Genomic DNA, 14,382 nt, shown 5'->3' on the forward strand with positions numbered 1-14,382 from the left:
TGTTAGCTCGCAGCCTCAAGCAGCGCCGCGATACCCGCGGCGCGGTCGGTTAGATTCACGCGCAGTACCGGACGGCCATGTTCGGCGTCCGAGAGTACCGCGCCATCACCGGTCGCCTGGGCGGTGATCAAACCGCCAAAGCTGAAGGGACGGCCCGGGATCTCTAGATCCTGCTCGTGGTTTGCGGTGACCTGCAGGAAGACTCCCTGACGGGGGCCGCCCTTGTGGTACTGGCCGGTGGAGTGCAGGAACCGTGGTCCCCAGCCGAAGGTTACCGGGCGTCCGGTGCGTTCGGCTAGCAGGTCACGGAGCGCTTCCAAGCCAGCGTCCGCATGACGGTCCAGATAAGCATGGATGGATAGGTATCCGTCCTCGCCCAACTGTGCGGTCAACTCGTCCAAGGCGCCAGCTAGGTTAGTGGCTTGCGTACCGAACAGTTCAACGCTGCCATCCACCGCATCCGGGGACCCGGCGGTAGGAGCGTCCAACAGCGAACGGGCGGCAACCTTAGCTGCCTCCACATCTGGCTGGTCGAATGGGTTAATGCCCAGTAGATAGCCAGCGACGGCAGTGGCAAATTCGAAGATCATGAAGCTGGTACCCAGCGGTGCACTGATGTGAATCGCCGTGGCTGCTTCATCAACTTCTTCAGGCAACTGCTCATGCAGGTACAACGGCAGGATATCTGTTGCGATATTCTTCAGCTCCGGGGCGTTCGCGTCAGCGACCACCGGAAGCACACCCTTGCCGAGCTTGCCGGTGGATTCTGCGATGAGCTGTTCGGCCCAGTCGCCGAAGCCCGGAAGCGCGTCACCAATTTCTGCAATGACTAGCTTGTCGCGTCCTGCGGTCACCAATGCTGCGCCCAAGTGCAACGCGATATTATCTTCGTCATCGCTGCTCAGTAGGTCGGAGATCAATCCGGCTTCCTCGATGAGCGCTTCAATATCCGCCCCGGCAAGACCGCTGGGTACCAGACCAAAAGCGGTGAGCGCCGAGTATCGTCCGCCCACGTTGGGGTCTGCGTTGAAGATCGCGCGCACGCCGTCAGGATTATCCATCGGGGAGCCCGGATCGGTGACCAACACTAGTCGCGTGGCAGGATCGATACCGGCGGCTTCGAAAGCCGCGGTGAAGGCCCGACGCTGCGAGTCAGTTTCCACGGTGGAACCCGACTTGGAAGCGACCACCACTACGGTGCGCTCCAGATCGGTGTTCACAATGGTCGAAACCATTTGTGGGTCGGTGGTGTCGCAAATGACTAGGTCTATCTCGTCATGCGCGGCAATCACCTCGGGTGCTAGTGAGGAGCCACCCATACCGCACAAGGCGATCCGGGTGAGTCCTTCAGCCAGCAACTGCTCGCGGAGCTCCAGGATCTGTGGAAGCAACTTTTCGGCCGCTTCGAAGGGCTGTGCCCAGCCTAAACGGATTGACGCCTCAGCCTGCGCTGATGGACCCCACACGGTAGGGTCCTGATTGGCGATACGGCTGCCAATCCGGGCTTCGATCAGCTTCGGTAGAAGCTGATCAACCGACGCGAGGGCCTCGCCGGAAGTTACCAGGCCCAATTCCATTTACTTGGCCTCTTTCAAGGCCACCGACATGTCTTCCAACAGTTCGTTCCAAGCGACGTCAAACTTCTCAACGCCCTCTACCTCAAGCAGCGACACAATCTCGTTGTAGTCGATGCCCTGGGCTGCCAGTGCGTCCAGCACGCCGTTAGCCTGGGCGTAGCTGCCCGAAACGACGTTGCCGCGAACCTCGGCCTCGGCCGCGGTGGCGTCCAAGGTCTTCTCCGGCATGGTGTTCACGGTCTGCGGTGCCACAAGTTCGGTGACATACAGGGTGGACGGGTAGGCAGGATCCTTCACGCCGGTCGAGGCCCACAGTGGGCGCTGGACGTTGGCGCCGGAGGCAGCCAGCGCCTCGAAGCGCGCGGAGGCGAAAGATTCTTCGAAGACCTGGTAGGCCAGACGTGCGTTAGCCACGCCGGCCTGGCCGCGAAGTGCCAAAGCTGCTTCGGTGCCCAGCGCGTTTAGACGCTTGTCGATTTCTGAATCGACGCGGGATACGAAGAAGGAAGCTACTGAGTGAATCTTGGAGAGGTCAAGGCCCTTAGCCTTGGCCTTCTCCAAGCCGATCAGGTACGCGTTGATGACCTCGCGGTAGCGTTCCAGTGAGAAGATCAGGGTGACGTTAACGCTGATGCCCTCGGCGATGGTTTCGGTGATTGCTTCGAGACCGGCCAGCGTTGCTGGGATCTTGATCAGTACATTTTCACGATCCACACGCTGGTACAGGGCCTTGGCCTGGATGATGGTCTGCGCGGTGTCGTGGGCCAGACGAGGGTCAACCTCGATGGAGACACGGCCGTCAAAACCGTTGGTGGAGTCGAAGATCGGGCGGAACAGGTCGCATGCTGCGGCCACGTCGTCACTGGTGATCTCGGTGATCGCGTCCTCAACGGACTTGTGACGCTGCTCGGCGATAGCTTCGCCGTAAACGGTCGCGTTGGACAGTGCGGCGGCAAAGATGGACGGGTTGGTGGTCACACCAACGACGTTCTTCTCTTCAATGAGCTTGGCTAGCGAGCCGCTGGTCAAGCGTTCGCGGGAAAGGTCGTCGAGCCAGATGGATACGCCGGCGTCGGACAGGGCCTGGGTGTTTGGGTTAGACATATTGTGTACCAGTTCCTTTACTTAACAACTTTTTGGGCGGCTGCGACAACTGCTTCGGTGGTGATACCGAATTCGCTGTACAGCTTCTTGTAATCTGCGGAGGCACCAAAGTGATCCAGCGAGATGATCTCGCCTGCGGAACCAACTAGTTCACGCCATCCCTGTGCGACACCGGCTTCTACCGAGACGCGGGCGGTGATGGCTGCCGGAAGAACTTCTTCGCGGTAGGCAGCGTCCTGCTTGGCGAACCACTCGAAACTTGGCAGTGAAACCACGCGGGCTGCAATGCCCTTGGTTGCCAGCTCTTCGCGGGCTTCAACGGCTAGCTCAACCTCGGAGCCGGTAGCCAGCAAGATGACATCTGGGGTGACTTCTGCGCCGTCGCGGACGGCTTCAGCCAGAATGTAACCACCCTTCAAGGTGCCTTCGGCACCGCGGAAACCGGTGGCCGCACGGTCATAGATAGGCAGGTTCTGACGGGAAAGTACGATGCCCGATGGGGTATCAGTCAGTTCCAGCATTCCGCGCCATGCGTAGGCAACCTCGTTGGCGTCCGCTGGGCGCACGACGTCGAAATTCGGGATGATGCGCAACGATGCCAGCTGTTCAACCGGCTGGTGAGTTGGGCCGTCTTCGCCCAGTCCGATGGAGTCGTGGGTCCACACGAAGATCGACGGAACACCCATCAATGCAGCCAAGCGGATTGCTGGGCGCTGGTAATCCGAGAAGATCAGGAAGGTACCGGAGAATGCACGAGTCGGTGAGGACAGTACGATACCGTTCACGATCGAGGCTGCAGCGTGCTCACGGATACCGAAGTGTAGGACGCGGCCGTATGGGCTGGCATCCCACGAGTCCGTGGAGCGACGTTCTGGAGCGAAGGACTTCGCGGTATCGATGGTGGTGTTGTTCGAACCTGCCAGGTCGGCCGAGCCGCCCCATAGTTCTGGCAACTCGTCGGCAATGGCGTTGATAACCTTGCCTGAAGCCGCGCGGGTAGCCATCGTGGACCCTGGTTCGAAGGTAGGGATCTTTTCGGTCCAGCCCTCGGGCAGTTCGCCAGCCTGCAGACGCTCAAGTAGCGCAGCCTCTTCAGGGTTGGCGCTCTTCCAGACGTTAAAGGTTTCATTCCACGTCTCATGTAGTGCCGCGCCACGGGTAACAACCTCGCGGGCGTGAGCCAACACGTCATCTTCGATATGGAAAGACTGTTCTGGGTCAAAGCCTAGAACCTTCTTGAGTCCTGCAACTTCTTCCGTACCAAGCTTTGAACCGTGAATGCCACCGGTGTTCTGCTTGGTTGGCGAAGGCCAGCCGATAACGGTGCGCAAAGCGATGATCGATGGACGTGAGGTCTCTGCCTTGGCGGCGCGGATCGCTGCGTCCAGGGCTGCCATGTCTTCGACGTACTCGCCGGTGACGGTCCAGTCCACCCGCTGGGTGTGCCAGTTGTAGGCGTCGTAGCGACCCAAAACATCTTCGGTGAACGCGATGTCGGTATCGTTCTCGATAGAAATTTTGTTGTCATCGTAAATGACGACGAGGTTGCCAAGTTCCTGGTGACCGGCCAATGAAGATGCCTCTGAGGTGACACCTTCCTGCAGATCGCCATCGGATGCAATCACGTACACCGTGTGATCAAACGGGCTGGTGCCAGCTTCTGCAGCAGGATCCAGCAAGCCGCGCATGCGACGCTGTGAGTAGGCGAAGCCAACGGCTGAGGCAAGGCCCTGACCCAACGGGCCGGTGGTGATTTCCACGCCGGCGGTGTGGCCGAACTCTGGGTGACCCGGGGTCTTAGCGCCCCAGGTACGTAGCGCCTCAATATCTTCCATTTCTAGGCCGTAGCCGGAAAGGAAGAGCTGTAGGTACAGGGTCAGTGAAGTGTGACCGGGGGAGAGGACGAAGCGGTCGCGACCGATCCAGTTTGGATCCTTCGGGTCGTGACGTAGGTGCTTCTGGAAGATTAGATATGCTGCCGGAGCCAAGCTCATGGCGGTACCTGGATGGCCGTTGCCAACTTTTTCTACGGCGTCGGCTGCCAGGACACGGGTGGTGTCGATGGCCTTACGATCCAACTCGGTAAGTGAGAACTCTTCTACTAAGGATTCAGTCGCCACTGCGGCGTTCCTTCCATTGAGGCTTGGACGGGGATAATCCCGCTGACACGCAATACGCCGTCGACCCTCCTACCCGAAGTCGAGCTTATTTGGGGTATTTGGTGGCGACGGCGCGATTACTGTCCACTCTATCGCGAATCGGGCATTGTCTGTATGGCTTGAACAAACATGACACGCAGAATTTCAATCAATCTTTGACCCCTCGAACATTGCGTCGTGCAGAAAGGTGCCGAATCGACTTGAACCTCGATCCTGCTATGGCTGCGATATTTTCGTCTGGAAATTGAGATAAGCCCGCCACGGTGGTGTTTCGTTCTACTGATTGGGCTGTGGTTGGTTGGTAATGCAAACATTGGAAAGCCGTTGTCATACAAGGTGTAAAGTCTGTTGAAAATCCAATTACAAAACTCAAAGCCTGTGGAAGACTCAAAGGCGATGGGATCACAAGGGCCCGATCTCCCATGGGAGGACGCCCTTGCTAAACCCGGGCATTGCGCGCTCAACTACTTCGCGTTGATTCGTAAGATGACCGGAATCACGCCGATATTCAGCAATAGTTCCTCAAGGCAACTACCGCCTGACTTCTATTCGTCGTAGAATAAAAGATGTCTGTCTTGTACCCGTGTAGAACTGAGTGCGTTTAATTGAAGACTCTTAATGTCACCGGAACATCAGTGCCGCGCTCGTCGCGTCAACCTGATGAAAGCACCGGGGATTTTGTCAAGCGTAAGGCCGGCTCCTATGTGGCGTTGACTAAGCCTCGCGTCATAGAGCTGCTCCTGGTGACCACCCTGCCCACGATGATTTTCGCGCAGCGCGGTTTCCCAGATGTCTGGCTCATGATCGCAACCCTTGTTGGTGGGGCAATGTCCGCAGGTGCGGCAGGCTCGTTTAACTGTTACCTGGATCGCGACATGGACAAGCTGATGAAGCGGACCAAGGGCCGCCCGTTGGTTACCGGTGATGTCACTCCTCGCGAAGCATTGATCTTCTCTTGGGTATTGGCAATTGCTTCACTCGCGGTGTTCTGGTTCGGGACCAACCCGCTGACCACTGCACTTGGTCTTGCCGCGATTCTTCTATACGTAGTTCTTTACACGATGATTCTTAAGCGTCGCACCTCGCAGAACATCGTCTGGGGCGGCATTGCAGGCTGCATGCCAGTTCTGATCGCTTGGGCCGCTGTGACCGAAACCGTCGAGTGGCCAGCGATTATCTTGTTCCTGGTTATCTTCCTTTGGACTCCGCCACACTACTGGCCACTGTCAATGAAGTATGCCGATGACTACAACGCGGCTTCGGTGCCAATGCTTGGTGCTATCGCTAATGCTCGTCGCGTCTCCGTTCAGGTTGTGCTCTACGCATGGGCCACGGTCGTTTGTTCGTTGCTACTGCTTCCTATGGGCTATGCAGGCATTGTCTACACCGCGGTTGCCGGTGGGGCTGGCCTTTGGTTCGTTTACGAATCGCACGTGCTTTACCGCGAGACCCAGCGTGACCATAGTCCTGCTGAGATGAACCGTAAGGCCATGAAGGTCTTCCATATCTCGATTACCTACTTGTCACTGGTCTTTGTGGCCTTGGCATTTGACCCATTCGTGGGCAGCCCGCTGTTTGGCTAAAAGCCCTGATTAGATCCCCGTTTCCTTTACCGGAAGCGGGGATTTTTCTTTTTGCTCTTGGTAACCGTCTGGAAAATCTGTGCGGAACCGGTGGGCATGATCCTGAAGCGTTGGTAAAGAATAGCTAACGTTTATCTCTCTTGCTATACAAGACTTGTTACGCAAGGTAAGTTCAAAGTATGAATCTCAATGCGGAAAAGATCGCTACGAACCTGCGCAAGGGAGTGCTTGAATATTGCGTTCTTGCGTTGCTTTCCGAGCGGGATATGTATGGGCTTGAGATTGCCAATCAGCTCGTTGAACTGGAGCTGACCGCTAGTGAGGGGAGCCTTTACCCATTACTAGCCAGAATGAAAGACGCGGGCAGTGTGCGAACGCGCTGGGAACAAGCTGACGGTTCACGCTCACGGAAGTACTACGCAATAACCGACAACGGTAAGGAATCACTGGAACTCTTTGGCTCGGTCTGGGGTCAGCTGAGTAATCAGGTGGACGGTTTATTAGGAGGACATCATGTTTAGTACCAAGCCGGACGTGACTGCCAAGCGCTACCTGCGTCAACTCAGCGGATACTTGGCGGACCTGCCTGAAGCTCAGCGACGAGTCATTCTCCAAGACATCTCCGAACACAGCGAGGAGTCAAGAATCAGCGGCCGAACCGAATCGGAAGCCATCGGTGCCTTGGGGGAGCCCAGAGAAGTGGCCAAGGCCTCTCGCAGTGAGCTCGGGGTCCCCGAGCCGCGCGGAACGGGTCCCTGGCCGGTAGGAAATACGCTCATCGGCACTGCTATCGCACTGGCAACTTTCACCGCGGCGATTGTTAGTTTCTTTCTTCGTAACGCAGAAGGTCAGCACCCGGATTACACAAGTTCAACGCAACGTTCGCTAACATCGCTCGTGGAACTTTACGGGCCCGGAATAGCGGTGCTCACACTGGTGCCGGCTGCACTGCTAGCGGTGCTCTTACTGGTGCCATTGAGGATGCGTCGCTGGGCAACTCTGATCTGCGCCGTAGCAGCTTCGGTCCTCGTTATTTCTAATCCTATTGATGCTGGGCTGTTCTATGTTCCGATGACTATCGTAATTTGGCTGGCCACGATGCTCCCCTTTGCAAAATCCTTGCAAGCGGGACGAGGAGAATCGCTCGTCCTGCGAATTATCGGTGTGCTGATTATGCTTCTTCCCGTAGCTCTCCTCGCAAGTGGGGTAGAACGCGGCAATGTTGGCGTCTTCATGATTCCGGCGCTGATCTGGGCCGTTGCTTGCTTAGCGATATCAATAGGGATCATGCTCAATTGGCGCATCTCTTACTGGGCCGTGTTGGCCTACGGAGTGCTTGCGTTGATCGTCGCGGTATTCGATAGTGGAATGCTGGTGGCGGCGATCTGGATGTTCGGTGGGATTGTCTTAACTTTTGGAATCTACGGGCTGCTGCGACTGCGACCACGAGCTGGCATCACTCGCTAGCAAATGGCTCACTGTGCAATACGAAAAAGCGCCTGGCTCCCTAAAGGGGCCAGGCGCATAAATTTTGGTGAGGAATTAGTGCTGTTCTACGCGTTCGCTGCGCGGAAGCCGGACTGCACAGTCCCACAGGTTGGTTGCCGCCACCAGCAACAGGCTAGCGCCAAGCATATGTAGCAATACCAAGACGATAGGCAGGCCAGTGAAGTGCTGGGTGTATCCGATAGCAGCCTGTACGAGGATGACCACTACCAGCCACCAGGCAGCTGTACGGACCTTGGACCTGCCCTCGGCGCGGTAAGCCAAGACGAGGACGGCAATGGTGGCCATAATCAACAGGTATACCGGAGCGGTATGCATGCGAGTGACCAGCAATGGGTCAAAAAGGTGACGTGGTGCGGAAGCGTCACCCGCGTGGGGGCCGGTGCCGGTGACGATAGTGCCCATAATGACTGCGAGCATGGACAATATCCAGGCAGCGGTGGCGAACTGACCCACCGATTTAGTCGACGCTGGGTGGTTGTCTTGCTTTAGCTCGCGTCGGGTGCGGTTGACCAAGATTGTAGCCAAGCAGACGAGTGTTCCCGAGAGAATGAAGTGCAACGACACGACCCAGGGGTTCAGGTCAGTTAATACGGTGATGCCACCGATAACTCCCTGAGCTGGGATGCCTGCCAAAAGAACCCAGCCAAGGGTGAAGATCGATGGATGGGTTTTGCGCATATTCCAGATGGCAACTAAGAAGGCGATTGCAATAACCAGCAAGACAAAGGTCAGTAAGCGGTTACCAAACTCAATTAGACCGTGCACGCCCATCTCTGGGACTGGAGTCATGGAACCGGGCACACAGTTTGGCCAGTGCGAGCAGCCCAAGCCAGACTTGGTCAGGCGTACCGCGCCACCGGTGATGATGATGCCAATCTGAGATATCAGAGAAGCGATCGCCAGACCGTGAACAAGTCGGGTGACGTGCGTCGGCAACCTATCGGCCCAGCTGGGGGTGACTAGGTTTGAAGACATGGAAATCTCCCTTATTTTGTGTTGGTTAGTTCCATTTGAAAAGTTTGATGGCGGCAAATGAGCCGGCGGCAGCCCAGAGTACCAAGAAAATTACACTGGCAATGCTGAACTGCCCCTCAATCATTGCCGCCCGAAGTGCGTCACCTAAAGCGGCCGAAGGCAAAGCATCCAGCGTTGGCTGAAGCCAGGTCGGGGCCATAGTTAGCGGGAACAGAACTCCGCCGACTCCAGCCAGGAGGACCCAAGCCAAGTTGGTGATAGCAAGTGTCGCTTCGGGGCGAACCGTCCCGGCAATAAGCAACCCCAAAGCCGTAAACGTCGCAGCGCCTAGGAGTAAGAACAGTACGGCGGGAATAATTCCCCAAAGGTTTGGCTCCCAGCCCAGCAGTAAGGCCACGATGGTGATCAGCACTACCTGGATGGCTAGCACGGTGAGCACCGCAATAACCTTGCCGAAGATCAAACCTGCTTTACCTAAGGGGGTAGTCGAGAACATGCGCAGCACGCCATAGCGTCGGTCAAAGCCGGTGCCGATGCCTTGACCGGTAAAGGCTGTGGAAATGACACAGAGGGCTAGTACTCCGGGCACTGCCGCATCAATGCTACGCGGTGCTACACCCTCTAAAAGATCAGTGAAGGTCAGTCCGAAGAGGGCAATAATAGGCAAAACTACCGCGAGTACTAACTGCTCCCCATTGCTGAGCATCATCAGTGTTTCGTATTTGCCTTGTAAGGCGATGCGCTTGGGCATAGATACGGCGTTGGAATGACTCATGGTCGGGCTCATACCGTTTCCTCCTTCTGCGCGAATTCCAAGAAGACATCTTCTAGGCTGCGTGCTTGCAAGTTCATGTGGGTCGGCAAGATTCCTTCACGCGCCCACCAACTTGTCAGCCAATTAAGATGCTCCGGGGAACTGACGCCGGTCAGATGGTATTCACCAGGTGCGGTCTCGCTTAGGTGCAGTCCTGCTGGCGGCTGCGGTAGATCTAAGGATGGGGTGGCGCCAAAGTTCACCGGACGGTTTTCATGTTCGGCGGCAGCCAAAGTAGTCAGCTCGGTGACGGTGCCCTGCGCAACAGTTCGACCCTTGTCGATAATGTACACATAGTCGCTTAGTCGCTGTGCGTCATCCATCAGGTGTGTGGTCAGCACAATGGCTTTACCGAGGTCGCGTTGTTCGCTAATAAGGTCAAAAACAACTTGCCGCGATTGCGGGTCTAAACCGGCGCTCGGCTCGTCTAAGAAGAGAACTTCAGGGTCACCGGCCAGTGCCAGAGCTAAGGCGACTCGTTGTTTTTGTCCGCCAGAAAGCCGTCGAATAGTGCGGCTACCGAAGGATTCAAGATCCAACCGCGTGATCAGCGCATCTATATCGATGGGTTTTTTGTACATTCCAGCAACGTGGCGCAACAGCGGAATCGGTCGCATCGACGGAGGTAATCCTCCATCTTGCAACATCACGCCGACCCGCGAGCGAAGGTCGGGATTATCGCCGAAGGGATCTTGGCCGAGCAACTCAATCGTTCCACCCTCGGGGCGTAACAGGCCCTGAGCGCAGGCGAGCGTGGTTGACTTGCCGGCACCATTAGAGCCCAAAAGGGTAGTGACTTGGCCGGGGAGGGCTTGGAGGGAGACGGAATCCAGGACCCTGAGCATGCGATTATTCAGCGCAGGAACCGGTCCCAAATCCTTGCTCAGCTCACTAATAATGAGGCTGGGAGTAACTGAAGACACCACAGCATTCTACGTCATGTCGAAGTCGTAAGGGCTGAGTCTTTAGTCACGAAGGCTCGATTTAGGTTTCGGTGCGGAGGATGATAGTCATAGGGCACAAAATCCCTGTGATTCTTTGAATGACTAGCCCTACCTTAGTAAGTCCTTCCTTACTAGACGTAGGGGAAAAATATAGGCATGCTTGTGTTGTGTATTCATCTAATTCAGACACAGCTAGTACCGCAACCGACACTACGGTTGGCACGGTTGGGGATGCTGAGGAGCGCACGCGAGACCGAGTTCTAAACGCGGTGCTCGAAGACGGACCGGTCAGCGCGGCCGAGCTTGGAAGCAAGCTCGGGTTCACGCCAGCAGCGGTTCGCCGTCACCTTGATGCGCTGTCAAAAGCAGGGCTTGTTGAGGTAAAGCTGGTAGCAAATCAGAAGTCGGGCGCAGGTCGACCGTCTCGCAGGTACGTACTATCGCACCGCGGACAGACGAAGCTGGGCAACGATTACCTAGACATCGCCACCCAAGCACTCAAGGTGCTCGGGGACGCGGCCGGCGAAGATGCGATTCGCAAATTCGCGCGGGACCGCTTCGCGACGATGGAAATCCGTTATGCGAAGGCAATGGACGGTATTGAAGGACTCGAAGAACGAGCAACGAAGCTTAGCGAGTTGCTCAGTTCAGACGGTTTTGTGGGATACACCCGCAATGTCGAAGCGAAAGTTTCGAAAGCACTAATGCGCAGCGTTCAGCTGTGCCAGGGGCATTGCCCCATACAAGATTTGGCACGCGAGTTTCCGGTGTTTTGCGACATGGAAACTGAAATGTTTGCTCGACTGGTCGGTGTTGATGTGCGAAGGCTCTCGACATTGGCCGGTGGCGGACATGTGTGCACGACCCACATTCCAGTGGGTCGCGGAAAGGCGCCGTTACGCGCTGAGAAGAGAACTCGAATTCAGTTCACGAAGATGGAGAGGCCGCGATGACGGATCAGATTGCACAGGAGTCTGCCGACCCAGGTGTAATTTCCGAAATTCTGGAGAAGAACCCCGAACTCCAAGGAATCGGTAATTACGAATACGGCTGGTCAGATAAGAATGACGCGGGTGCAAATGCACGCCGTGGCGTTGACGCTGAAGTTGTAGCCAACATTTCCAACCTCAAGTCAGAGCCTGAGTGGATGTTGGAGCTACGTCAGAAGGGCTTGAAGTACTTCGATCGCAAGCCAATGCCAACCTGGGGTCCAGACCTCTCGGGCATCGACTTCGACAACATCAAGTACTTCGTTCGCTCGACCGAGAAGCAAGCCACCTCGTGGGAAGACCTTCCGGAAGATATCAAGAACACCTACGACAAGCTGGGTATTCCAGAGGCTGAGAAGCAGCGTCTGGTTTCCGGAGTTGCCGCGCAGTACGAGTCCGAGGTTGTTTATCACCAGCTGCGTGAAGACCTTGAAGCTCAGGGTGTAATCTTCCTCGATACCGATACCGCGTTGCGCGAACACGAAGACGTCTTCAAGGAGTACTTCGGCTCGGTCATCCCGGCAGGCGATAACAAGTTCGCTTCGCTGAACACCGCGACCTGGTCCGGTGGCTCCTTCGTGTACGTCCCTAAGGGCGTCCACGTAGAGATCCCACTGCAGGCCTACTTCCGTATCAACACGGAAAACATGGGTCAGTTCGAGCGTACCTTGATCATCGCTGATGAAGGTTCCTACGTTCACTACATTGAGGGTTGTACCGCTCCGATCTACCAGTCGGATTCGCTGCACTCGGCAGTAGTTGAGATCATCGTGAAGAAGAACGCTCGCGTTCGCTACACGACGATCCAGAACTGGTCGACTAACGTGTACAACCTCGTGACCAAGCGCGCCATCTGTGAAGAAGGCGCCACCATGGAATGGGTCGATGGCAACATCGGTTCCAAGGTCACCATGAAGTACCCAGCGGTATACCTGGTTGGCGAGCACGCCAAGGGTGAAACCCTGTCCATCGCCTTCGCCGGCGAAGGTCAGCACCAGGACACCGGTTCGAAGATGGTTCACATCGCTCCGAACACCTCTAGCGCCATTGTCGCTAAATCGGTGGCTCGTAACGGTGGCCGCTCCGCATACCGTGGCTTGGTCCAGGTCCGCGAAGGTGCCAAGGGTACAAAGAACTCGGTCGTCTGTGACGCGTTGCTGGTTGACCAGATCTCGCGTTCGGACACTTACCCATACATCGACGTCCGCGAGGATGACGTGACCATGGGCCACGAGGCGACGGTTTCCCGTGTTTCTGAAGAGCAGCTGTTCTACCTGATGTCCCGCGGCATGGCCGAGGACGAGGCAATGGCAATGATTGTGCGTGGCTTCGTTGAGCCAATCGCACGTGAGCTTCCAATGGAATACGCGCTGGAACTGAACCGCCTTATTGAACTCCAGATGGAAGGATCGGTCGGCTAAGAATGTCGGAGACCACCACTCAGATTCCCGAAGAGAAGGCGCGCATTGGCGCCCCATCGATTCCGGGCTTCACCGAAGAGGGCGAAAACCTTTCGCCACTAAACGACAGCGCTTCCTCACCACTAGCCGGGGCTTCTTCCAAGAGCCACAGCCACGGTGGCGGTGAAGGTGTCGCGGATTCTTCGCGTGCAGGCCGGTTGACCAGCTACAACGTTGAAGACTTCCCAAAGCTCACCGGTCGTGAAGAAGACTGGCGCTTTACCCCGCTGAAGCGTATCGGTTCGTTGCACACCGCTGAACTGACCGGTAAGGCACCAAAGGTAGAGCTGACCGGCTCAGAGAACGTCACGCTACGCACCGTCGCAGCAGACGACGCGATCCGCGGCAACGCTTTCACCCCCGATGACCGCGTGTCGGCCAACGGCTGGAAGTACGCCGATGGCGCGCAGGTTCTTACCATCCCGGCTAACGCCGAGAACACCAAGAGCGTACTGCGCATCACCGGTGAGTCGCTGGAACCTGCAGCTCAGCACCTAGTCATCGTGGCCGAGGAAAACTCCGAAGCCATGGTCGTTATTGACCACGTGGGTTCGGCAGTGCTGGCACAGAACATCGAATTTGATGTTCGCCAGGGCGCGCGCTTGCGTGTTGTCTCCCTGCAGGCTTGGGAGTCGGATGCAATCCACGCTTCCTCGCAGCAGGCTGTAGTAGCTAAGGACGCAACCTTCAAGCACATTGTTGTCACCTTCGGTGGCGACTTGGTGCGCGTGAACCCATCGGCTCGTTTTGCTGGGGAACACGCTGAGATCGAGCTGTACGGCCTGTACTTCGCCGACGCCGGTCAGCACCTGGAACACCGTTTGTTCGTTGATCACGCGGTTCCTAACTGCAAGTCCAACGTGCTGTACAAGGGTGCCTTGCAGGGCAAGGGCGCACACACCGTCTGGGTTGGCGACGTGCTGATCCAGAAGGCCGCTGTGGGTACCGACTCCTACGAAGCTAACCGCAACCTGGTGCTCACCGACGGTACTCGTGCCGACTCGGTTCCTAACCTGGAAATCGAAACCGGCCTCATTGATGGTGCCGGACACGCTTCCACCACCGGACGCTTTGACGACGAGCACCTGTTCTACCTGATGGCTCGCGGTATCGATGAGAAGACCGCCCGCCGCTTGGTGGTTCGTGGCTTCCTGAACGAAATCGTCCAGCAGATCGGTGATGAGCAGCTCGAAGAGCGCTTGACCGAGACCATCGAAGAAGAATTGGCAGCTACTCACCTTTAAGTAGCGCCGGTTCTACCAGCCTTT

12 protein-coding genes are annotated in these 14,382 nt (G+C 56.7%); 6 read left to right on the forward strand and 6 right to left on the reverse strand.

Annotated elements, in window-relative coordinates; translation table 11 throughout:
* Positions 1-2: 2 nt before the first annotated feature.
* Genes CQ011_RS00860 through tkt form a run of 3 tightly spaced genes read right to left on the reverse strand, consistent with a single transcriptional unit; the run spans position 3 to position 4,801 of the window.
* A complete protein-coding gene (locus CQ011_RS00860) occupies positions 3-1,577 on the reverse strand; it encodes a phosphoglucose isomerase-related protein (RefSeq protein ID WP_105673769.1) in 1,575 nt (524 codons plus the stop codon).
* Positions 1,578-2,681 (reverse strand): transaldolase, encoded by a 1,104-nt coding sequence (tal, locus tag CQ011_RS00865; RefSeq protein WP_105673771.1) that lies wholly within the window; start codon positions 2,679-2,681, stop codon positions 1,578-1,580.
* Positions 2,682-2,698: 17 nt separating this feature from the next.
* Entirely contained in the window at positions 2,699-4,801 is a 2,103-nt protein-coding gene (gene tkt / locus CQ011_RS00870; RefSeq protein WP_105673773.1) for a transketolase, read from the reverse strand.
* 674 nt (positions 4,802-5,475) lie between these two features.
* On the opposite strand from tkt, the gene CQ011_RS00875 reads away from it, so the two are divergent.
* The 3 genes from CQ011_RS00875 to CQ011_RS00885 all read left to right on the forward strand — a co-directional run bounded on the left by CQ011_RS00875 (position 5,476) and on the right by CQ011_RS00885 (position 7,890).
* Positions 5,476-6,423: a heme o synthase gene (locus CQ011_RS00875; RefSeq protein WP_105673775.1), complete on the forward strand. Its 948-nt coding sequence runs from the start codon at positions 5,476-5,478 to the stop codon at positions 6,421-6,423.
* Between the two features lie 179 nt (positions 6,424-6,602).
* Positions 6,603-6,944: a PadR family transcriptional regulator gene (locus CQ011_RS00880; RefSeq protein WP_105673777.1), complete on the forward strand. Its 342-nt coding sequence runs from the start codon at positions 6,603-6,605 to the stop codon at positions 6,942-6,944.
* Positions 6,937-7,890, forward strand: coding sequence for a DUF1700 domain-containing protein (locus tag CQ011_RS00885; RefSeq protein WP_105673779.1), 954 nt, complete (start codon positions 6,937-6,939; stop codon positions 7,888-7,890). The genes CQ011_RS00880 and CQ011_RS00885 overlap by 8 nt, the downstream gene beginning before the upstream one ends.
* A 75-nt stretch (positions 7,891-7,965) precedes the next feature.
* Here CQ011_RS00885 and CQ011_RS00890 read toward each other — a convergent pair whose 3' ends face one another.
* From CQ011_RS00890 to CQ011_RS00900, 3 genes are read right to left on the reverse strand one after another with little or no spacing between them, the layout of a single operon-like run.
* On the reverse strand, positions 7,966-8,907 hold the full coding sequence (locus CQ011_RS00890) for a COX15/CtaA family protein (RefSeq protein ID WP_105673781.1): 942 nt from the start codon (positions 8,905-8,907) through the stop codon (positions 7,966-7,968).
* A gap of 25 nt (positions 8,908-8,932) precedes the next feature.
* Positions 8,933-9,694, reverse strand: a complete 762-nt coding sequence (locus tag CQ011_RS00895; RefSeq protein ID WP_105673783.1) for an ABC transporter permease — start codon at positions 9,692-9,694, stop codon at positions 8,933-8,935.
* Positions 9,691-10,644 (reverse strand): ABC transporter ATP-binding protein, encoded by a 954-nt coding sequence (locus CQ011_RS00900; protein ID WP_502692868.1) that lies wholly within the window; start codon positions 10,642-10,644, stop codon positions 9,691-9,693. The genes CQ011_RS00895 and CQ011_RS00900 overlap by 4 nt, the downstream gene beginning before the upstream one ends.
* Positions 10,645-10,832: 188 nt before the next feature.
* Between CQ011_RS00900 and CQ011_RS00905 the strand changes: the two genes are divergently transcribed.
* The 3 genes from CQ011_RS00905 to sufD are packed head-to-tail and all read left to right on the forward strand — an operon-like array spanning position 10,833 to position 14,358.
* A complete protein-coding gene (locus CQ011_RS00905; RefSeq protein WP_286161036.1) occupies positions 10,833-11,618 on the forward strand; it encodes a helix-turn-helix transcriptional regulator in 786 nt (261 codons plus the stop codon).
* A complete protein-coding gene (gene sufB, locus CQ011_RS00910) occupies positions 11,615-13,075 on the forward strand; it encodes a Fe-S cluster assembly protein SufB (protein WP_105673789.1) in 1,461 nt (486 codons plus the stop codon). Before CQ011_RS00905 ends, sufB begins: the two co-directional genes overlap by 4 nt.
* Before the next feature lie 2 nt (positions 13,076-13,077).
* Complete coding sequence (gene sufD, locus CQ011_RS00915; RefSeq protein ID WP_105673791.1) at positions 13,078-14,358, forward strand: Fe-S cluster assembly protein SufD; 1,281 nt, start codon at positions 13,078-13,080, stop codon at positions 14,356-14,358.
* Positions 14,359-14,382 lie beyond the last annotated feature (24 nt).

Origin of the sequence: Arthrobacter sp. MYb213, assembly GCF_002979915.1 — a bacterium.
Taxonomy (GTDB): Bacteria; Actinomycetota; Actinomycetes; order Actinomycetales; family Micrococcaceae; genus Glutamicibacter.

What these genes read in the sequence shown, in the direction of transcription:
- CQ011_RS00860 (WP_105673769.1), bottom strand. Translation starts at nt 1,577, where the DNA reads ATGGAATTGGGCCTGGTAACTTCCGGCGAGGCCCTCGCGTCGGTTGAT.
- tal (WP_105673771.1), bottom strand. Translation starts at nt 2,681, where the DNA reads ATGTCTAACCCAAACACCCAGGCCCTGTCCGACGCCGGCGTATCCATC.
- CQ011_RS00880 (WP_105673777.1), top strand. Translation starts at nt 6,603, where the DNA reads ATGAATCTCAATGCGGAAAAGATCGCTACGAACCTGCGCAAGGGAGTG.
- CQ011_RS00885 (WP_105673779.1), top strand. Translation starts at nt 6,937, where the DNA reads ATGTTTAGTACCAAGCCGGACGTGACTGCCAAGCGCTACCTGCGTCAA.
- CQ011_RS00890 (WP_105673781.1), bottom strand. Translation starts at nt 8,907, where the DNA reads ATGTCTTCAAACCTAGTCACCCCCAGCTGGGCCGATAGGTTGCCGACG.
- CQ011_RS00895 (WP_105673783.1), bottom strand. Translation starts at nt 9,694, where the DNA reads ATGAGCCCGACCATGAGTCATTCCAACGCCGTATCTATGCCCAAGCGC.
- sufB (WP_105673789.1), top strand. Translation starts at nt 11,615, where the DNA reads ATGACGGATCAGATTGCACAGGAGTCTGCCGACCCAGGTGTAATTTCC.
- sufD (WP_105673791.1), top strand. Translation starts at nt 13,078, where the DNA reads ATGTCGGAGACCACCACTCAGATTCCCGAAGAGAAGGCGCGCATTGGC.